Raw genomic sequence first — 20,907 nt, forward strand, 5'->3', positions numbered from 1 at the left:
TTTACTCACCTGCGCTCACTCTCCACCTGATTTTATAGTTTCACTAGAGGAGGATCCCGATCCCTTATTAGCATCTCCACCTCCTCCAATAGCCCCTCTTGCCTTATTTACAGCCGCAGCAGCAACTTGACCAGCACCTCCAGCAGCAGCTTTGGCAGCAGATAAAGCTTTGTTCACCATTTGTGCAGGAGTGCTGCCTGAACCAAGTGCTGCTCTGTGGTTACCAGCAAGTTCAGCAGCCATGCCGGGAAGAACGTTTAAAAAATGGTAAAATAAAAATAGCACCAAACATAACTTCATTAACTCTCCAAGTACAGAGTTGCTAAATTCAACATACGCAAAATCAACCAGACCAAGCAGCATACTTTTCTCCCATTTGTATTCTTGTAGCATGCACGCTAAAGTATTTGGATTGTTAGTACATTCTCCTTCTTTCAATTTAAACCAATATGTTTCCTTGCCTAGTTGCTCTTTCTCAAAATTTAGACCTCTATAAAAGATTTTATCACATGCGATGAACATAAAAGATAGAAAAGCAAAAAGGATAACTGGGTATAAACTGTAGGTAATTAACTCTTTCACCCAGCCGTCAAAATATCCTTTGGTGTGTTGGAATAAAACCATAGGAATAAACAAAGGTGATAGAATAACAATTACACTTAAAGCAACTAGAGATAAAATAAATACATAGCACATCCACAAAATAACCATCATCAGCAAAATGGCCATAAATATACAGACAAGAGCTACTAAAATTTGTCCACCAGCGAAAATAATACCAATCACCGAACCTGCAACTAACAAGACAGGAGCAGCGCCAAGCAAAACCGCTAACGTTGCAACACCTCCAGTACCAATTTTGCCACCAATTCCATCTAAAGGGGCACCTAAATAAAATAAAATTCTGCAATCAAGCCTATCCCAAGGTGCAAGATAACTGTAGGATACCTTCTGCCCTGCACGATCGTATTCATAATCTTTACCTGCCTCATAATTACATATATTTTTACTCTCAGATGAAGCTTTAAGCACTATTTCTGATAAGCCGTTCGAAAGTTTTGTTAATTCCCCGTAATAATGAGACATAGTGCTACCTGTCGTAAAGTAAATCACTAAAGCGAATTTAATGATCAACATGTACATTTCTTGCGGACTACGCACTCCACCAGACATAACTTTTATAGAGAACAGTATTAAAGCTAAAACTAGAACAGCAGTTACAGTATTTTTCAACCTTCCTTGTGCTACAGATAAAAAACTACCCTTCTCCTGTCCTTTTTTTTCTCCATCTTCATATTTTAGCTTATCACCATTTGAGTCAATACCTGCAACTAAATTATCTAACGATTCCTTAATGCATTGCACTATCATAGAAGTTATAGGAATAGGAGATAATGACTTACTTCCCGCTTGATTGTAGCAAGCTTCAGAGACATACGAGCTAAAACAGCTTTTATTGTCATAACCTACAAAAATTTTTCCTTCTTTTTCCTTTTCCCTTATAATAGTTCTATAATCTTTATCTTTATTTATAAGGTCGCTAAGATCAACCTTATATTCACCCGTACCATCTTTATTTTTGAATTTCATCACAGATTTTTCACACATAGGAGCAAGTGGGTCAGGTGGCAATTCCGTGCACCCCATATCAACCCCTTGCGGCCAAGGAATCATTTCGATACCAAGCATTCTCACACTTGCTAACTCCACACATAATCTGCCCATTTTTTTCACTGCTTTAAATGTTGATCCATGTATGGGTTCGCTCTGTCCTGCTTTGAGAACTTTACATTTCAGCTCACCATCGACCGTCGGGGACCATGACCCATCTACATATCCAGTATCTTTTTCCCTTACATCAAAGTCTATATATCCAGGTTTTTCTCTGGAATCAAAGTCTTTCTTGTTAAAAAGATTACCAAAAGTTAAAGGATTTCGATGACATATTTCTATATATTCACTGTATTGCACACCGTTTTTTGGCCAGTAATAACTTTCTGTACTCTCCTGAACGCTAGAATTTAAGGCTTCTTTTTCTACTCTTTTCCCGTCATAGTCTTTTTTGTTCACGTTTTCCCGAGCTTTATCTTGCAAACAAGAAAAATATTCATCTTCTGTTCGATAATTTTTATTGGTGCAGCCACTATAACCTGTGTCTTCTTTAAAATTTTTGTATTTTCCATCATGACCACGTGCAACTGGGTGTTTAACAAAACTATGTTCACAAACAACAAGCCCCCCTATTGCTTTCCAGACTCCAACAATTGCAGCTATCATTCCAACGATAACAAGAGCAGTAAATAAACCAGCAGAAGAGACAATCAAAACAATACCAGTAAATATTGCACCAATAGCAATTGCTATCCCAGCAACTGCTGCAGCTGTTTCAAACGCCTTACAGTCAGGATTAGAGGCACGGCTAAAGCTACCAGTAGAATTAAATCTGCTAACAAATTTCGTTTTGTCAGTACCACTTACTGTATCTGCAAACACTGGATACGAGAGCAAAAAATCTATATTTAACAAAAATATCGCAACTAACAGTAATGACAGTTTAGTTTTAAACATTTTTCACCTTTTGATAAAACACAGGCAACCACATCTTTGGATCATCTCCGACTTCTTTCAGTATATCATATAACAATAGAACACTTTCCGCACGGCCAGATAATACGTTGACCACATCATCCAAATCTTTCAGATCTATTCTAGCTACTACAGCATTAACTCCCTGCTTTACTAAAAAGAATCTAGTACTTGGATCTGTGTGTTTGATCAGTATGTACTCACGTTCAGTTAACATAAAAACATCTCGATAGACACTAGTAGCTTTCAGATTTGGCAAAAAAATTTGTGTTGCTGTCTGCTGTACAAGCGTATCACTAATAGCACTTTTACTTGCATCTTCAACACTCTGAGTAGCAAAAACCACAAAAGCATTTAACTTTCTCAGCACTTTCAACCAGTCTTTTATCTTAGGTGCAAAAACTGGATTATCTATTAACGCCCATGCTTCATCAAGAACAATAATAGATGGAGTGCCATCAAGCGATATACTAATCCTATGAAACAAATAAATCAAGACCGGCCCAAGAGCAACAGGATCTTTTAGCAAGCTAGCCATCTCAAAGCCAAACACTCTTGCTTTTGAAAAATCTAGCAAATCTTCTTTATTGTCAAATATTGCAGCATGAGAGCCATCATCATGCCACATAGATATTGCTCCAGCTAGAGTATCAGGGCCCGCAAGTCCTAAAAATGGTACAAGATTTCTCAAAAATCTGTCTTCTTTTTTTAATTTAAAATTTCCCTCAATTGCATCATTAATTCTAGCAATATCTTCTGAAGTGAATTTATCGTTGTACACTAAAATTAAAGATTTTATCCATTCCATCAAAAATGTTTTATTATCAGGAGTATCGTCAAGTTGCAGAGGATTAAAATTTGTCTTAGTTCTTGGTTCTATTATAGTATAGATACCACCAAGTGCTCTTAAAAAAATTTCTGCACCGCGATCTTTATCAAAAAAGAATATTCTTGGAGAAAATTTCATTGCTTGAGCACATAAAAAATTCATTAAAACAGTTTTGCCAGCACCTGTTGGCCCAATTATCATAGTATGTCCAACATCCCTTATATGAAAGTTGAAGAAAAACGGAGTGCCAGATGTTGTATCAAAAACTGTAACAGCATCTCCCCAGTGGTTATTGAGTTTTTTACCAGTAGGATAATTATGTTGAGATGCAAAACCGGCCAAATTAAGACTACTTATTGTACCTTTTCTCACTATACAATCGAAATTACCAGGAACTTGCGCCCAAAATGCTGGTTCTAGATTAACTCTCTCACGAACAGGATAAACACCACAATTAGAAAGCTCCGATTCAACCAATGATAAAGCATTGTCCAATGATTTAGGGCTTTTTTCTATACATAAGATAGTTAAATGGTGTGCACCAAACGCAATTTTACCACTCATTGCATCATCAAGCGCATGAGAAATTTCCGCTATTTGAGAAATAGCTTTATCCGCAGATTGTATCATACGATTTTGCTGTATCTGCATTTTCGCAATTGCCATTTGCCTATTTGTAAATTGAAAAGACTGCGTGATAATAAATTCATAAGGAAGTTGTAAAAAAGAATCAAGCATTCCTGCAGAAGTATTATTTCCATATTCTTTGATACTAACTATTCCAGCATATTTACTTTCATTATGAGTCACAACCTGTATCATCTTATGGCCAAAAAATAACCTATGAACTGGTAAGTATCTTGATATTTCAGTTTTTAGTGGAAAGAGCGTGTTTGTAATAAACCCACAATTTACAATTCTAGACAGAAACTCCATTATTTCACAAAACAGTCCGTTTGGAGTTTCTTTTACTCCAAGTACTTTAGGCGAATAATTCCTAAGGCTTGTTACTATACGATTTGTCGTTTCCTCTAAATCTTCATAGGTATCACGCATATCACTTTCCCAAGCATGTTTTGAAGTTACATGCCCAATTTTTTTCAGTAGATGTGATAAAAATTCTACTCCCTTTGTGTCTGCCCTACGAATAATCGTAATGTATAAATCATTAATAAAAGATTGCCTAGTTGCGTGTTTTTCTCTCCATTTTAGATTTACATGGTTAGCAAAAAAATTTGGTAAATTCTGGCTTGCAAATTCATCAGAAAAAATATTCTTCTTGCGCCTAATGGTATGAAAGTACAAACTAAATGCTGGAGATGAAATGCTTCTTAGCATCTGATTTCTGATGTTATTTTGTATCACCAAGTCTTCATCATCGGCTGTTTCAAACGCAAAGCCATTTAATTTTATAAATTTAACTAACCAATTCTGCTGTGTTATCAAGGTTGTACTATTCCAATAGCAAGAATAAGGTATAAATTCAGCAGCGTGGACCTCCCTACCTAGAATAGATTTATTCTTTGATTCAATAGCTCTAAATCTCAACATTGCATAACATCAAGTAATGTCATAAGAATTGGCTCCATGATAAAACCGATTTAAACATTTGGAGCATTTTCCCAACTTTACCATAAATAACTCAATAAACAACGGTTCCTTTGCAGAAGCTATATAGCCAAGTCCATGTATACCTGGTAACATCAGAAGAATTACTCTAAGATCATTTGTATTAATGAAAATTAGCATGCAAATTAGAACGTTTAATATTGCAAACATATAACTCACACCAAAGAGCATTGCAGGTCTTGTAAGACCTTTAAATAATTGATTCGTTTGTATGCTGCCAGTAGACATATCTTTAACCTTCTAATAAGAGCTCTAACACTAATACTACATCATTAATTAAAAATCTATTGAAATGAATAGCACTTTAGGTAAGATAATTAATTTAAATTCAATGATTATAAGCTGGCCATTTCAAGAAGCAGAAAAAATACTACAAGAATTCCCTAATAAAAAAGAGATAATATTTGAGACTGGTTATGGTCCCTCAGGTTTACCACATATTGGTACTTTTGGGGAAGTTTTTCGTACCACAGTTATTGCAAACGCTCTAAAAAAAATAGCTCCTAGTATAAAAACCAAAATCATTGCAGTTTCCGACGATATGGATGGTTTGCGAAAAATACCAGATAATGTACCAAATCAGGAAATGCTAAGAGAGAATCTGAACAAGCCATTAACCATGATACCTGACCCATTTGGCACTCATGAGAGTTATGGTCATCACATGAATTCGTTGTTGTGTAAATTTCTTGATTTGTTTGAATTTGAATACGAATTTAGAAGCGCTACAGAGTGTTATAGATCTGGTGTTTACGATGAAAAGCTCTTACTCTTGCTGAAAAATTACGACAGAGTAATGGAGGTAATGCTTCCATCATTCCGAGAAGAAAGACAGCAAACCTACAGTCCATTCTTACCGTTATGCCCAAAAACTTCTCAAGTTCTACAAGTTCCAGTAATTGAAAGAAATACAGATAAAGGAACAATCAAATATAAAGAAGCAAATGGAGAAGAAATAGAAGTTCCAGTAACAAAAGGCAGATGCAAATTGCAATGGAAACCTGATTGGGGAATGAGATGGGCTGCATTTGGAGTTAATTACGAAGCTCATGGAAAGGATCTGACTCCATCTGCTGTGCTTTCAAGTCAAATATGCAGAATACTTGGAGAAAAGCCACCACTTTTGTTTTGCTATGAGTTATTTCTTGATAAAGAAGGAAAGAAGATATCAAAATCAAAAGGAAATGGTATTTCAATTGAGGAGTGGCTAACTTATGCACCCACAGAGAGTTTAGCGTTATACATCTTTCAGAGTCCTAAAAAAGCTAAACGTTTACATTTTGATGTGATACCAAAATCAACCGATGAGTATTTGGAGTTTGTTAAGCGCTATAATGAAAATGAGAAAAATAATGCATCTACTTCAGAATCATCTACTGTCATTCCAAAGTCTTCTGCTGTCATCCCAGTGCTTGACACCGGGATCCAGAAAGAAAAAGCATGGATTCCAGTATCAAGCACTAGAATGACACCTAATGAGGAATCTAATCCTGTATGGCACATCCACCAAGGTAAAGTTCCAAATGTGGAAACTTCAGGCATAAATTTTTCGTTACTTTTAAACCTGGCAGCAGCTTGTAATGCTGAAAATAAAGAGATTCTTTGGGGTTTTATATCAACTTATGCACCAAACGTTACACCAGAAAGCAACAAAATGCTAGATAGGCTTTCGGATTTTGCAGTTAGGTATTATCACGACTTTATCAAGCCAACAAAAGCGTATAAAACTTCAAACGAAAAAGAGAAAGAAGCGTTACTAGATTTAAAAAATAACCTACATTCCCTGCCTATTACAATCACTGCTGAAGAGATTCAATCTCAGGTTTTCTCCATCGGGAAAAAACATAATTACAATAACTTACGCGATTGGTTTCTGCTGCTGTATGAAACACTGCTTGGCCAAAAAACCGGTCCTAGAATGGGATCTTTTATCAAGCTTTATGGGATAGATAATACAATCTCTCTTATAGAAAGTGCTACTGAACGTACACTTTAGAGTTTACCTTCTTTTTTTGAGCTCTCTAGTTTTACTACTTGACAAACTTTCCCACTTTCCTTCTTATATTAATAAGAGTATTTATCCTTGTTTTTGGGCTCAACGACAAAATCCAGATATTTATTGGCAAATTACATAAAATTATAGCGGCTGCATGTCTTTTTTATTTTTTCTACATTCAGCCAAATCGCGCTTGTTAGCACATTATCAATTTAAATTATTAAAACTCGCTATACGGGGGTTCTTTTGTCTTTTTTTATTTAGTAAATTTCTTGATATTTATAACTAAAGTAATTTTAGAGAGCCAGCACGTAACCAACCTGGTCAGTTTTTTGAATCCCAGTACTGGGATGACAAGAAGAGAGCTGACTTGAATGACACCAAATGGACACTGGGACAGAGGCTACTTGAATAATATTTCACCATGTCATTCCAGCACTTGATGCTGGAATCCAGAAGTTTTTTTGAGCACAAAAGTTATGCCAAGTTTTTCTTGGTAATACCAACTCTCATTATTAATGAACCAAATAAGAAGCATTGCAGAGTTGTTTAACCGTGGAAGGGGAAAGAGAGGTAATAAATTTACACAAAGCGCTCTCAAGCAGAACAATTGTATCGTAGATTTTATTGCGCAAAATGTTCTGTTTTATATATAACCAAAACCTCTCAACAGGATTGAGGTCAGGTGAGTATGGTGGTAGGTATATAATTTCGATATTTTTAGGTATCTTTAAACTTTTTGACTTATGCCAACTAGCGCAATCCATCACGAGAAAAGCCTTTCGTATTCCTAAATATTGCGACATCTGTTCAAGGAATATATTTATACAAGCAGTGTTGACGTTTGGTGCAAATAAGCTAAAATTCTCTCCATTTCTGGGATTAACTGCACTATAGAGATAAAAATTTTCCCTACCTAATTTTACCTTAACCTGTGTCCTACTGCCTTTTTTAAACCACCCATGTCCAACTTTTGAATGTGTACCAAACCGTGATTCATCGAAGAAAAATAGCTCTTTTTCAGAATGCATGACAATAGTTTCATTGAGGTTTTTTTTTAAACTCCTCTTGCTTATTTTTATCCTGTCCACTATGAACTGGTCTTGGTGTGATATATGAGAATTTCATTCTTTGCATATTACGATGTATTGTGGATTTGCTGATATTCAAACCAAATCTTTCTTGGATTCTTATTCTCATTTCTCTAATAGTAATATTGGGGTTTTCCTCCATCCACACCTCAATTTGTTCAAGTTGACTTTGGTTCAATATAGTTTTTCTACGGCGTTGAGGTGGAGAAAATAATTTTTCTTCTCTTCCAAATTTTATGTGCTTTATCCATGTAGTAATTGCCTTTCTCGAAATGCAACATATTTTTGCTACAGCTGTTATACTGTGCTTTTTTGCTGCAATTACAGCATTTAGTTTTTTTGCAACATACGCATTATTTCTTACTTTCTTCAGCATCTCTTTTGCTGATTCCACCACTTTTTCATCCAATAATTTTGATCTTAATGCCATCTAAACCTCGCTATTTTACTTACTCCAGTATGGCTTTTTTTCCATTATTGTCTATTCGTTGCTTGTATAGCGGGAATTGGTATTAATATATGTTTGAACAATTCTAAATACATATAAAATTCTCCTATAAAAATAATAATATACTTTAATTATCATATACTTAAGCAATAAAGTTAAGAATTTAATTAATTATCATAAATATTTAAACAAGAAAAAGGGGCTTTTGTGCGAGCGTTATTAATCTTCAGTTTAATAGGATAAGATTCGTCAACATTTCTGTAAGTACCTGCTATACAGAATAGTTGCCACTAATAAAGCCTAAACTTACTAAATACATTTCTGTAGATTCAGATCTACTTGATTTTGGTTTGAAGTATCTTACTGTTTTGAACATTTTTTTTAGCTCATTGCAGAAATCTTTATCAGACTCTCCTTGAAAAATTTTTACTACAAATTTGCCATCATGATTCAAAAAATGCTTTGCAAAATTGAGTGCTGCTTCGCATAAAAGCATAATTCTGATATGATCTAACGATTTTAAACCGCAAGATTCTGGTGCCATATCAGATAAAATTACATCAAATTTGTGATCCTTGAATTTTTCTCTTAAAAATTCAAGTTCGCTGATAATATCACACTGTATACACTCTACTCCACTAATTGCGTTTATTGGTTTTATGTCAACAGCAATCACACTCGCTCCCTTCTTAGATGCAACTTGTGACCATCCACCAGGAAAAGCGCCAAGATCAATAATTTTTTGCCCTTGTTGGAGTAGTTTAAATTTATCGTCTATTTCTATTAACTTATATGCCGAGCGCGATCTATAACCGTCCTTATTGGTTTTTTGCACATATTGATCATTCAAATGGCGATGTAGCCATCTTGTTGAAGATAATTTTCTACCTCTAGCTGTTTTTACTCTGGTCTTTATACTAATAACCTACTTATTATTGATTATATCTTTGAGCTCTTTTTCAACTACTTCTTTTACCAATGCATGTAGATACTTATTCAGCCACTCTGAAAGCTGAGGTTTTAAAAGAGATACAACTAATTCTTCAACAGTAAGATCCGCTCTTTTTTGTTGTTTATGCCGTAGTTCGCTTTGCATCTTTTCAAGCAATGTTTTAATTTCCTCCATATTTTCTTTTAAAACTAAATGCTCGTTACTTTGTTCTTGATAGCTCACTTTGTTACTACTCATTTGGATATTATTATACAAATTTTTCTCTTCTGAGTTGTAACTATGGCTATTAAATTGGTTATTCATTTTCTCACTTTGGCAATTATTCTCTTCTTCACTATTTTCTTTTTCTTCGATGTCTTCTGGGTACTCCTCTTCAAGGCATAATACTTCATTATCTTCATCTATTATTTCTGCTCTATCGCCACTTGGATTTTTACCCGATATAGCTTTTTTTATATCTTCTAGTATATCTTTTACAGATTGATTATCGCTCATACCATTAAATTTAAAGGTTTATACTATTTATCATAAAAAGCAAGTTGTAAACACTAATTACATAATTGCTTTTTGCCTGAATTAGATCGGAACGTGCTTTAAATAGTTCATCTTCAGTATCCAAAAGATCAATTGTGCTCTTTAAATTTAAGTTTACTTCTTGCTCAACTCCTTCCAATGCTAAAGCTGCTGCTTTTTCTGCTTCTTGACTTGCTTTAATAATAGCTTTTGCTGTCAGCACGTTATTCCAAGCATTTATAACTGCTTGTTCTATCTTTTTTACTGCTTCGTAATAATCGTAAGTGGATTGTTTTGCATCCATTTTAGCTCTACTAACACCAAAAACATTAACACCTCTTTTAAAGATCGGAATATCAAGAGTAAAGACAACATTCACATTTTCTAGTAACGTGTCTAATTTTATATTGTCTTTTCCAAAATTTTTACTTGCACTTAGATTCAAAGAAGGAAGCCACTTGGAACTTTCAGAAATCACTTCCATTCCAGCAGCCCTTTTTTTATAAATTGCTGCTTTTAGGGATAAGTTATTGGTTTTTGCTAACTGTAAACATTCATTTAATTCTGGTATAGAAGGTAGTTTACCATTAGTCTCATAAAGATTATCAGCATCTTCACCAATTAAATGATAGTAAGCAATATTAGCGAGCTTTAATTCACCTTCAGCATCAACTCTTTTGGATATAGAAGATGAAAATTTTGCTTTTGCGAACAAAACTTCAGCATTAGTAACTTCTCCAAGGGAAAAGCGTTTTTTCATAGCTGACAAATGTTCTAAAGAAACACGTTCTTTATGTTCCCCCAATTTTAATATTTCTGCCTTTTGTAAAACATTAACATATGCTTTCACAGCGCTGAGTGCAACTTCTTGCTTAGATTGCTGAAATCGCATTTTTTCCGCCTGGAGAAGATAATTTGATCGGCTGAATGTAGCAAAAGTGCCACCACCATCTATTAGCTTTTGATTTAATGTTAAGCTACTTCCAAGACCAAGTCTACCACCAGTCTTATCCTCAAAATCAAATTTTTCATTAAATCTGTACCCTAAATTGATATCAGGTAAAAATCCAACCAAGCCGGAAGATTTTAGCTGTTTTTCAGCACTCTTATATTGGTAAAATTGAGACTTTATTTTTGAGCTATTTTTGATAGCTTTGCTTATAGCTTCTTGCAAATCGATTGCATAGCAACCTATAGTACCAAAAGCAATTACAAATATAATAATCAATCGAAACATTTTGCCTTCTAGCATGTTATTTAAGTTATTAGCATAAATTACTTTAATAATCAATAACTAATGTTGTTGACACTATCAAGCAACTTAGTATATCATAATCCACTGTTATGTATTGATATATGAAGACTTTTTTCTTAAAAGAGAAACAAATTGATAAAAAATGGCTTGTTATAGATGCAGAAGGATTAGTAGTAGGAAGGCTTGCAGCATTTGTAGCAATGTTATTGCGTGGAAAACATAAACCTGAATATACACCTCATATGGACTGTGGTGATAATGTAATCATTGTTAATGCAGAAAAGGTACATTTTACCGGAAAGAAACTTAAAGATAAAATCTACTATAGGCATACAGGTTATTCTGGTGGTTTAAAGAAAACTACTCCAGATAATATTTTAAATGGCAAATTCCCTGAGCGTGTGATAAAAATGGCAGTAAAAAGAATGCTTGATGATGGTCCTATGGCACGTAGACGGTTTGAAAATTTATATGTTTATTCTGGTTCAGAGCATAAGCATCAAGGGCAGCAACCTGAAAAAATAGATTTTGCCTCTTTAAATCGTAAAAATAAGAAATAATGGAGTAAAAAGTGAAAATAAATAATAATGATCAGCCAAAAAAGGCAATGATTGACTCACTTGGTCGTTCATATGCTACAGGTCGAAGGAAAGAATCTGTGGCAAGAGTGTGGATAAAGCCAGGAAGTGGAAAATTTAGTGTTAATAAAAAAGATGATTTAATTTCTTATTTTAAAAGAGAATCAGTGTGTCAAATGATTAAAGCACCATTCATAGTAACTTCTATGTTAGATAGGTATGATGTGTTTGCAACTGTAAAAGGTGGAGGACTATCTGGCCAAGCAGGTGCCTTAGCTCATGGAATAAGCAGAGCTTTAAGTAGTATAAGTCAAGATCTACACTCTATATTACGTAAAGGTGGATTCCTAACTAGAGATTCACGTGTTGTTGAGCGTAAGAAATATGGTCAACATAAAGCTCGAAAAAAATGTCAGTTTTCTAAGAGATAATTGTTTCATAATGGTATTTTTTTGTAAATATTATACAAGTTCTTACAAGGGTTTATGACATTTTCTCTTTTTATGATGAATTTAGTTGACTATTGGCACTAGCATAATATGCTGTTTATGTAATTTTTCAATATTAAGGTAATTTATGAGTAAAGAAGATATAGTAAACCAAATGAGTAAAGAGTGCTCTAGTCAAGGTATAGATATAACAAAAGCTATTTTAGGTAAGCTTCATGATATTTTTATGGAAATAATCAAGAACGATCTAAATCGTAAAGGTGAAATACGTTTACATGGAATAGGGACATTCTCTACTGCTATAAGTAAGGAAAGACAATGCCGCAATCCCCAAAACGGTGATATCATGACTGTTCCTGAAAAGAGAAGGGTCAGGTTTAAAGCAAGTCAAGCTCTTTCAAGTACTTTAAATAACAAAGAGAAAGCACCAGCTATTTAGATATAGTCATTTTCATCTTTTTAGTTACACTGTGTAAGCCATGAAATATAGTCTCGCTGATTAAAGAATGGCCTATGTTAAGAGCTGAGATGTGAGGTATTTCTTTTATTCTTTTAGCATGTTTATAATTTATGCCATGCCCTGCGTGGCATTCTATTCCTAGCTTATTAATGTATTCTGCAGAGTTAGTAATAAGTTTTAATTTTTCTTCTGATGGATTATCACAGTAATCCCCTGTGTGAATTTCTATTACGTCAGGCTTTCTTTCTAGCTTCTCAAGATATTTTAGTTGATTAATATTTGGATCGATAAACAGTGAGACTTTTATGTCAAAGCTATGCATTTCCTCTATTATACCAGAAAGTTTACTGTGCATATTCAAAATATCCAAGCCACCTTCGGTTGTTAATTCCTCTCTTTTTTCTGGTACTATACAAATCGAATAGGGTTTTACCTCTTTTGCTATTTCGAGCATTTCTTCCGTAGCTGCAATTTCAAGATTTAACTCAGTACTAATACTTTTTTTTAGATTGAATACATCCTCATCTCTGATATGCCTTCTGTCTTCTCTCAAATGTACAGTAATAAAATCTGCCCCAGCATCAATAGCTATTCTTGCTGCTTTTAATGGATCTGGATAAGAGGCTCCACGCGCGTTGCGAAGGGTTGCAATATGATCAATATTAACACCTAATTTCACAATTTACCTCAAAAATTATTTATAAATTATACATATTATTAGATCTTATGCATGTCATCGTTTAATGCCATAGCTGAGACGGAGCTACTCTGCCTGCTCCCCTTATCATGAAACTGAAGTCTATATGGTACCACAGTATAATGATATAATAAAATATGAAAAAAATACCAATAAAAAAAGGCAAAAAAAGCCCGCATTAACTTTAACAATTTAAAATGATTTAATGTGAAAACCATAGGCGCCAATTGTTTTTTTAACTTAAAAATAAAAGTCAAGTATCAGGAATTCTAGACATAAACCCTCCTATATGAATAAAGAGCTAGCAAAAATAAACTTATATATTTTTTGCTGAAATTTGGTTATTTGATGAAAAAACCTGCTGGTGAAGATAGATTTTGGATCCTAAAAAACCTTCATTCTCCACTATAATGAAGCCACGAGAGTCTGTCAAGTAATTTTTTATTTAAACTGCTCGCAATCTTTTTATACACTCATCTTTACCAAGAATTACCATTATATCGATGATTCCAGGTGCATCCATTACTCCTGTTATAGGAGCGCGCAATGAGTGGTATACATCACTCATTTTTATATTATGTAATTCTGAAAATTCCTTAATCTGAGAGGATAAAAAGTTCTTATTCCAATCTTCATCACTGACATTTGAAAGAAATGATGCAAGTAACTTAATTATACCGAGGTTAGATTTGATAATTTGTTGAGCTTCTTCACTTAAATCAACTTGAATATAAAACTTTGCTAAATCCAGCAGTTGGGTTAGATAGTTTGCTCTTTTTTTTAGCTCTGTTAGTCCTTGTAATAAATAATTCTTTTTCTTATCAATCAAAAACACATTACCACTTGTCATCCCAGTGCTTGACACTGGGATCCATTCTTTTGTTTTTCTGGAGTCCAGCGTCACGCGCTGGAATGACATCAAGGATTGGGTTAAAGAAAGATCTTTTGCATTACTCTCAAACATTGGAATAATAATACTTAAAATATCCTCATTGCTCATGTTACTAATATAATGATTATTTAAATGCTCTAATTTTTTAAAATCAAGTCGTGCAGGTGAACGACCGATGTTTTCTAAATTAAACCACTCTATTGCTTGCTCATCGCTAATAATTTCATCGTTACCATGACTCCAACCAAGTCTAAGCAGGTAGTTACGCATTGCTTCTGGCAATATTCCCATCTTTTCATAATCGCAAACACTTGTAGCACCATGTCTTTTAGATAACTTATTCCCGTCTTCTCCATGAATAAGCGGTACGTGTGCAAAGCGTGGAACATAAAAATCAAGAGCCTGATATATTAGTAATTGTTTGAAGGTATTAGTGAGATGATCAGAGCCACGTATAATATCGGTTATTCCAGCATCATGGTCATCAACCACTACAGCAAAAATATATGTTGGAGTATTGTCAGAACGTAAGATTACTATGTCATCAAGCTGGTCGCTATTTATTTTAACTTGGCCGTATATCTTATCTTCAACAACAATATCTTCTGAGTCTGGCACTTTAAAGCGAACAACAGGCTTTGCACCTGATGCTGAACTAGTACATTTATGCTTATATATTTTTCCTTCTTCTCTTGCTTTTGCCTTCTTTTCTGCAACTTCATCTTCAGGACAATAACAGTGATACGCCCTACCCTTTTCAACTAAAAGATTTGTAACTTCAACATGTCTATCTATTCTTTTTGATTGATATATTATTTCTCCATCATAACTGATGCTAAGCCATTTTAGCCCATCTATTATTGCATCAATTGCTTCTTGTGTTGAGCGTTTTCTGTCGGTATCCTCAATCCTCAGTAAAAATTTGCCACCATGATGCTTCGCATAGAGCCAATTAAATAAAGCTGTGCGAGCTCCTCCAATATGTAAAAATCCTGTTGGTGATGGAGCGAATCTAGTGACTATACCTGACATATTTATCAATTGTAATAATGTAACTGATGATAACTAAAATTTGCACTTGCAACAACGTGGAACTATTGTAAATTTGAAAGATCAATTTATATTTATCTTTAATAAACTGCATTGTATAATTTAGAAATACAGCGAGGTATGTAATGAGTAACTTATTTGAGGTTGCAAGAGAAGGTAATGAAGATGAATTCATTAGAGCTTGTAAGGAGAATATTGCTTCTGTAACTATGCGCAACGAAGACGGTAATCTACTTCACATAGCAGCAAAGAGCGGAATATTGCTACCTACAGTAAGAAAGGTTATCTCTGATTTAGAGAGAGAAATTAAAAAGGCAGAAGAAGCCAAAAAGTGGAAAGAATCAAAAGGATTAAAAGAGGAACTTAAACGTAATAAAAAATATATTAAAAATGCACTCTGCGATAAAAGCTCCTTTCTTTTTGGTAGAGTAGCAGTAGCTCCTCTCTATTTCTTAGATGAAGAACAACGAAAAGAAATTAAGAAAATTGCAGGCATAAAAGACAGCATTATAGGTACTCAGGAGTTTCGCCTGGGTTTATATGTAGTGGGAGCTATAGTGTGTACTATTGCTATGTGTGTATCTTTGTATCTTCTGTTTTCAGTTTCTCAGTCTCTTGCATTGGCTTCAATAGCAACAATAGCTTCTGGGGGGGGCTACATGTCTGTTATTTAAAGCATGTAACGAGATATATGATTTGCATAATGAAAGTACTTTAGTTGAAGAAGTTAATATTATTCCAATAGGACAAGTTGTGACTCCTTAGTAGAGAGAAAGAATTACTTGCAGGCAACAATTTACTTTCTTAAGTTAAGAAAGTATACTGATAAGATGATAAGAAAGAAGTATAGTAAAATTTTAATAGCAAACAGAGGGGAAATTGCCTGCAGGATAATCAAGACTGCGCGCAAGATGGGTATATCTTGTGTGTGTGTGTGCTCAGATGCAGACGCAAATTCTGTGCATGTAAAGCAAGCAGATGAGTCAAGGCACATTGGTCCTTCGCCTGCTTACCTCAGTTACTTAAATATTGAAAAAACATGCGAAGTAGCAGTTGAAACAGGTGCTGAGGCGGTTCATCCTGGCTATGGATTTTTAGCGGAAAATCCAGATTTTCCACGTGCTCTGGAAAAACATAACATAGATTTCATTGGTCCAAGTGCAAAGACAATAGAAGTTACAGCCAACAAAATAACGGCAAAAGAAGAGGCAAGAAAGGCTGGAGTAAATGTAGTGCCAGGATATATGGGTAAGATCGAAGATGCTGACCACGCATCCATGGTTGCTGAAGAAATTGGTTTTCCCGTTATGCTCAAAGCTGCATCAGGTGGTGGTGGCAAAGGAATGCGAATTGTACATTCCAAAAAAGAAATTGTACTAGCATTTACATCAGCAACAAACGAGGCGGAGAAAAGTTTTAAAGATGGCAGTATTTTTATAGAAAAATATATAGAGCTGCCAAGACACATTGAAATACAAATCATAGCAGATAAATATGGCAATATAGTGTGTCTTGGAGAGAGGGAATGCTCGATACAAAGGAATAACCAGAAAATAATGGAAGAAACTCCAAGTCCATTTATTAGTGAAGAAGTAAGACAAAAAATGTATGCCCAATGTGTTTCTTTGGCAAAGCAAGTTGGTTATTTTTCAGCAGGTACTGTCGAGTTTGTTGTAGATAAAGACCAAAACTTCTATTTTCTTGAGGTAAATACGAGATTACAAGTTGAGCATCCAGTAACAGAATTTATAACTGGAATAGACATAGTAGAAGAAATGATTAGAACTTCCTGTAGAGAAAAATTGAGATTCAATCAGGATGATATTAAACTTACTGGTTCTGCAATAGAAAGTAGAATTTGTGCTGAAGACCCATCAAAGAAATTTTTCCCTTCCAGCGGAAGAATAAAATATTACGATAAACCGGATGAAAATAATTATGTAAGAATAGATGATGGAGTTGCTGCAGGTTCAGAAATCAGCATGTTCTACGATTCGATGATTGCAAAAGTTATAACATATGGAAAAGATAGAATAGAAGCAATCAGCAGAATGCAAAAAGCATTGTCTGAATGTTATATAGAAGGAGTAACAAATAATATAGAATTTCTAGAATCCATTTTCCATCATCCAAACTTTATTGCAGCAAAACTCCACACAAGATTCATTCCAGACCATTATCCCAGTGGGTTTCAAGGCGATTTTATCACAGAGGAATGTATTAAAATATTTATTTTTGCTGCACTGTATGTTCATTTAGAAAATGAAGAAAGGTACTATCACGAAGCAGTAAATGAAACAACTCAGGTGTCATTTCAGTGCGTGACACTGGAATCTAGTAAAAAAGAAGGGGCACCAGTGTCAGCTACTCGGGTGATACCTTATGGCATTGAAACAACAGATGACCATGCAAGAGATTTATTCATAGTGAAAATAAATGACAATGAGTACTCCATAAATGCAAAATACCAAGATAATATATTAACAACAGTATATAACCACAATAAATACTCCGTGGTAGGTAGGTGGAAATCAAGTTGTAGATTGCTACATATCATAATTAATGGCGATACCAACATAGCACTTAAAATAGAAAGACAAGACAGCAAGTACTTCATAAGACATGCAGGTATGAAAGCTGAATGTTGTGTGTTGAAACCTTACATAGCTGAACTAAGCAAGTTAATGCTAAATAATGAAACAGAAGGGATTTTAGTAGATGCTGTAAAATCCCCAATATCTGGTTTATTAGTTAAATTACACGTAAATGCTGGAGATCAGGTAGAAATAGGACAACCTCTCTTTGTTGTGGAGGCAATGAAAATGGAAAATATCATATGTGCTGAATCAGAAATGGTGATAAAAAATATCCCTGTTACAGAGGGGAAAAATGTACAGGCTGGTGATTTGGTATTAGATCTGCTTTCTTAAATAACACAAGAAATATAAACCTGACCCAAATAAGATAAATGAAAACATTTGATGGGCTATGGCAATGGCCATTGGTATATGCAGCAACAAAGTGACTACTCCTAAAATTACCTGAATAATGACGGAGAGTAGCATAATATATACTGGTTTTACACTGGCATTTTTTATTGTGAGTATTGCTGTCAGAACTAATATCAGCAATGCCAATGTCCGGTGTATGAATTGCACTGTTACTCTATTTTCAAAGATATTTAGCCATGTAGGCTGTAAGAAAAATAAATCTTCTGGAACAATTTGTCCATCCATTAGTGGAAAGGTATTGTAAATTAAGCCAGCATTTAATCCCGCAACAAATGCACCGAAGATTATTTGTACTGTCACTAGGATTAAAATTATCCATATGTAACATGTAATGTTGCTATTAATTTTAATTATTTGCTTTGGTTTGATTTGGTAATCAAAAAATTGATATGACAATAATGCAAAAATAACCAATGCAAGCAGTAAGTGAAGTGCGAGCTTATAGTGACTAACATGAGGATTGACTACCAAACCGCTTTTAACCATATACCAACCAGCAAAAGCTTGTAAAATTCCAAATAATAGTGCTGTAGATAACCTTATTACTGCATTTTTAGGTATTCTTTTTTTTAGTGTAAAGTATATAAATGGTAAAATAAAAACTAAACCTGTCAGCCTTGCAATCAACCTATGCACATATTCTATTAAGTATATGGTGCGGAACTCTTCCATACTCATACCATAGTTAAATGCTTTATATTCAGGTGTAGCTTCATATTTTGATTTTTCTTTTAGCCAGTCTTGTTCACTCAGCGGTGGCAATGTTCCGGTAATTGGTTTCCATTCCGTAATTGACAATCCTGCTTTTGAAAGTCTGGTAAATCCACCAATTCCCACCATGCAAATCACCATGAGAGAGCAGAGAAAAAGCCAAATAGCTACAGGTTTTGCTTCCATAATCCATGCTGAGTTTTATTCCATTGCTGAGGGTGAATAACAAATTCCCACAAAGCAAAAAAAGCTGCAATACTATGTAGCAGACTATAGACGGGAAAAAATATTGATACTATATAAAAATAAAAAGGCATTTTTTGCTGTTTGATAGCTATTATCAAAAAAATCAAGTTAATAACGTATACTACTACAAAATAATATAAAAATAATCCGCTTAAAACTTGATTTACTATCAATGAAAGTAACAAAAAAGGAGTAGTGAAAAATATAAAGGCTGAGAAACCAACAAAAAGGTTTAATAGCAAAACTCCTTTGAGCCCAGTGTGCTTAAAAAGTAATTTTATATTTTTTAAATGAACAATGTAAGTTTGCATATAACCTTTGATCCAGCGTGCTCTTTGCTTGATCCAAGCAAACACAGTAGTTGGTGATTCTTCCAATGTTTCTGAATCAATAATCCTGGTTTTATATCCCATTTGTGCAAGTCTTAAACCGAGATCAGCATCTTCAGTTACATTGTAAGCATCCCAAAAAAGCACTTTCTTTAAAATTTCTACTGAAAAATGGTTGCTGCTACCAGCTAAAGGTATTGGCATGTTCATTTTTTGAAATCCAGGCAATAAATATTGAAACCAATTCATATATTCTAGAGAAAAGGATTTTGTGAAAAAATTATAATCATAATTATAGTAATTTAATTTCGCCTGTACACAAGCTAACTTTTCGTCACCATTATTAAATTCAATTAGTGCTTTTTTCAACTGCAACGGATCTGGCCTATCATCTGCATCATATATTACCACATACTTTCCTCTAGCAAAGCTCATAGCATAATTGCATGACTTAGCTTTTGTTCTAGGTAAAAAATGAGGCACTTTTATTACTTCAAAATACTGCGGTAAAGTACATTTTTCTATAGCTGCTAGCATTTCTTGGTCATCGCTCTCTATCACAAGCTTTACATCTAATTTTGATTTTGGGTAATCCAAACTTTCAATGCTTTCAATCAATTGCTCTATCACCGCACTCTCTCTAAAAGCAGGCAACAAAATAGTATATATAGGTTCATCCATCTTATCATAATCTACTTTTTGGTTAGAAATTTTGCGTAAGCCAAAATTTTAGTTACGAATTTGAATAAAGAACTAGAACATCCGATTATAAATATCAACACCAAAGCAAAATATGCATATTTTTTTGTCAGTGTTAAAGTCGAAATTATAACAAAAAAAGAGGAAAAAAAGATTGAACTGAGCCTAATGCTTTTAGCTGAAAAATTACGATTCTTATAATATAAGTAGTTACTTGCGAATTCTGAAATACCAAAGTGCGAGTTAAGAAGATTTAAAATCTGTTCACTATTCGCTTTTATTAATACATATTCAATACCGTAATGAGATTCGACCCAAAGGTTGATATCTTGGCTTATGTCTTCAACCATAAAAAAAGTAGTATCATTTAATTTTTGCCAAGGAATTATATTAAACCTATAGTAGAAAAGTTTCTCTTGTTCTTTGCATAAACTAGAATCAAATTTAATTTTTTCTACATTATCAGTTTGAAGTACAGGCATTAAA

At 34.1% G+C, this 20,907-nt stretch carries 16 protein-coding genes and 1 pseudogene; 6 read left to right on the forward strand and 11 right to left on the reverse strand.

Annotation, left to right across the window (positions count from 1 at the left end; translation table 11 throughout):
• Positions 1 to 15: 15 nt before the first annotated feature.
• The 3 genes from ABWU62_RS07555 to ABWU62_RS07565 are packed head-to-tail and all read right to left on the reverse strand — an operon-like array spanning position 16 to position 5,272.
• Positions 16 to 2,568: a type IV secretion system protein gene (locus ABWU62_RS07555; protein WP_353288017.1), complete on the reverse strand. Its 2,553-nt coding sequence runs from the start codon at positions 2,566 to 2,568 to the stop codon at positions 16 to 18.
• Positions 2,561 to 4,966 (reverse strand): VirB4 family type IV secretion/conjugal transfer ATPase, encoded by a 2,406-nt coding sequence (locus ABWU62_RS07560; protein WP_353288018.1) that lies wholly within the window; start codon positions 4,964 to 4,966, stop codon positions 2,561 to 2,563. Before ABWU62_RS07560 ends, ABWU62_RS07555 begins: the two co-directional genes overlap by 8 nt.
• 9 nt (positions 4,967 to 4,975) lie before the next feature.
• On the reverse strand, positions 4,976 to 5,272 hold the full coding sequence (locus tag ABWU62_RS07565; RefSeq protein ID WP_006015054.1) for a type IV secretion system protein VirB3: 297 nt from the start codon (positions 5,270 to 5,272) through the stop codon (positions 4,976 to 4,978).
• A gap of 64 nt (positions 5,273 to 5,336) precedes the next feature.
• On the opposite strand from ABWU62_RS07565, the gene lysS reads away from it, so the two are divergent.
• Complete coding sequence (gene lysS / locus ABWU62_RS07570) at positions 5,337 to 7,040, forward strand: lysine--tRNA ligase (RefSeq protein WP_353288019.1); 1,704 nt, start codon at positions 5,337 to 5,339, stop codon at positions 7,038 to 7,040.
• Between the two features lie 515 nt (positions 7,041 to 7,555).
• On the opposite strand, the gene ABWU62_RS07575 is transcribed toward lysS, so the two are convergent.
• The 4 genes from ABWU62_RS07575 to ABWU62_RS07590 all read right to left on the reverse strand — a co-directional run bounded on the left by ABWU62_RS07575 (position 7,556) and on the right by ABWU62_RS07590 (position 11,281).
• Positions 7,556 to 8,561, reverse strand: a protein-coding gene (locus tag ABWU62_RS07575) for an IS630 family transposase (RefSeq protein ID WP_353287646.1) whose coding sequence is annotated in 2 segments (ribosomal slippage) — positions 7,556 to 8,098 and positions 8,100 to 8,561 — 1,005 coding nt in all. Because the reading frame shifts where the segments join, the coding sequence is not laid out codon by codon here.
• 289 nt (positions 8,562 to 8,850) lie between these two features.
• Positions 8,851 to 9,429 (reverse strand): RlmE family RNA methyltransferase, encoded by a 579-nt coding sequence (locus tag ABWU62_RS07580; RefSeq protein ID WP_353288020.1) that lies wholly within the window; start codon positions 9,427 to 9,429, stop codon positions 8,851 to 8,853.
• Positions 9,430 to 9,504: 75 nt separating this feature from the next.
• On the reverse strand, positions 9,505 to 10,026 hold the full coding sequence (locus ABWU62_RS07585) for a PopZ family protein (RefSeq protein ID WP_353288021.1): 522 nt from the start codon (positions 10,024 to 10,026) through the stop codon (positions 9,505 to 9,507).
• Positions 10,027 to 10,036: 10 nt separating this feature from the next.
• Positions 10,037 to 11,281, reverse strand: coding sequence for a TolC family protein (locus ABWU62_RS07590; RefSeq protein WP_410542198.1), 1,245 nt, complete (start codon positions 11,279 to 11,281; stop codon positions 10,037 to 10,039).
• A gap of 119 nt (positions 11,282 to 11,400) precedes the next feature.
• Between ABWU62_RS07590 and rplM the strand changes: the two genes are divergently transcribed.
• The 3 genes from rplM (at position 11,401) to ABWU62_RS07605 (ending at position 12,765) form a co-directional block, all read left to right on the forward strand.
• Positions 11,401 to 11,859 (forward strand): 50S ribosomal protein L13, encoded by a 459-nt coding sequence (rplM, locus tag ABWU62_RS07595; protein WP_017532138.1) that lies wholly within the window; start codon positions 11,401 to 11,403, stop codon positions 11,857 to 11,859.
• Between the two features lie 47 nt (positions 11,860 to 11,906).
• Positions 11,907 to 12,308, forward strand: a complete 402-nt coding sequence (gene rpsI / locus ABWU62_RS07600; RefSeq protein WP_052264863.1) for a 30S ribosomal protein S9 — start codon at positions 11,907 to 11,909, stop codon at positions 12,306 to 12,308.
• A 145-nt stretch (positions 12,309 to 12,453) separates the two neighbouring features.
• Positions 12,454 to 12,765 carry an HU family DNA-binding protein gene (locus ABWU62_RS07605; RefSeq protein ID WP_353288022.1) on the forward strand — a complete coding sequence of 104 codons (312 nt, stop codon included), beginning with the start codon at positions 12,454 to 12,456 and terminating at the stop codon, positions 12,763 to 12,765.
• On the opposite strand, the gene ABWU62_RS07610 is transcribed toward ABWU62_RS07605, so the two are convergent.
• Both ABWU62_RS07610 and gltX read right to left on the reverse strand, forming a co-directional pair.
• Positions 12,758 to 13,465, reverse strand: a complete 708-nt coding sequence (locus tag ABWU62_RS07610; RefSeq protein WP_353288023.1) for a pyridoxine 5'-phosphate synthase — start codon at positions 13,463 to 13,465, stop codon at positions 12,758 to 12,760. The two genes, ABWU62_RS07605 and ABWU62_RS07610, sit on opposite strands and share 8 nt — an antisense overlap.
• A 463-nt stretch (positions 13,466 to 13,928) precedes the next feature.
• On the reverse strand, positions 13,929 to 15,407 hold the full coding sequence (gene gltX, locus ABWU62_RS07615) for a glutamate--tRNA ligase (RefSeq protein WP_353288024.1): 1,479 nt from the start codon (positions 15,405 to 15,407) through the stop codon (positions 13,929 to 13,931).
• A gap of 143 nt (positions 15,408 to 15,550) precedes the next feature.
• Here gltX and ABWU62_RS07620 point away from each other — a divergent pair, with 143 nt between their 5' ends.
• The gene (locus ABWU62_RS07620) at positions 15,551 to 16,099 is read left to right on the forward strand and encodes an ankyrin repeat domain-containing protein (protein ID WP_353288025.1); all 549 of its coding nucleotides are present in this window, start codon (positions 15,551 to 15,553) and stop codon (positions 16,097 to 16,099) included.
• A gap of 156 nt (positions 16,100 to 16,255) precedes the next feature.
• Positions 16,256 to 18,355 carry a biotin carboxylase N-terminal domain-containing protein gene (locus tag ABWU62_RS07625; protein ID WP_353288197.1) on the forward strand — a complete coding sequence of 700 codons (2,100 nt, stop codon included), beginning with the start codon at positions 16,256 to 16,258 and terminating at the stop codon, positions 18,353 to 18,355.
• On the opposite strand, the gene ABWU62_RS07630 is transcribed toward ABWU62_RS07625, so the two are convergent.
• Positions 18,338 to 19,333, reverse strand: coding sequence for a COX15/CtaA family protein (locus ABWU62_RS07630; protein ID WP_353288026.1), 996 nt, complete (start codon positions 19,331 to 19,333; stop codon positions 18,338 to 18,340). The genes ABWU62_RS07625 and ABWU62_RS07630 overlap by 18 nt on opposite strands.
• Positions 19,315 to 20,903: pseudogene (locus ABWU62_RS07635) on the reverse strand (glycosyltransferase family 2 protein). Before ABWU62_RS07635 ends, ABWU62_RS07630 begins: the two are co-directional and overlap by 19 nt.
• Between the last annotated feature and the right edge of the window lie 4 nt (positions 20,904 to 20,907).

It is taken from the genome of Wolbachia endosymbiont (group B) of Gerris lacustris (assembly GCF_964028355.1).
Classification (GTDB): Bacteria; Pseudomonadota; Alphaproteobacteria; order Rickettsiales; family Anaplasmataceae; genus Wolbachia.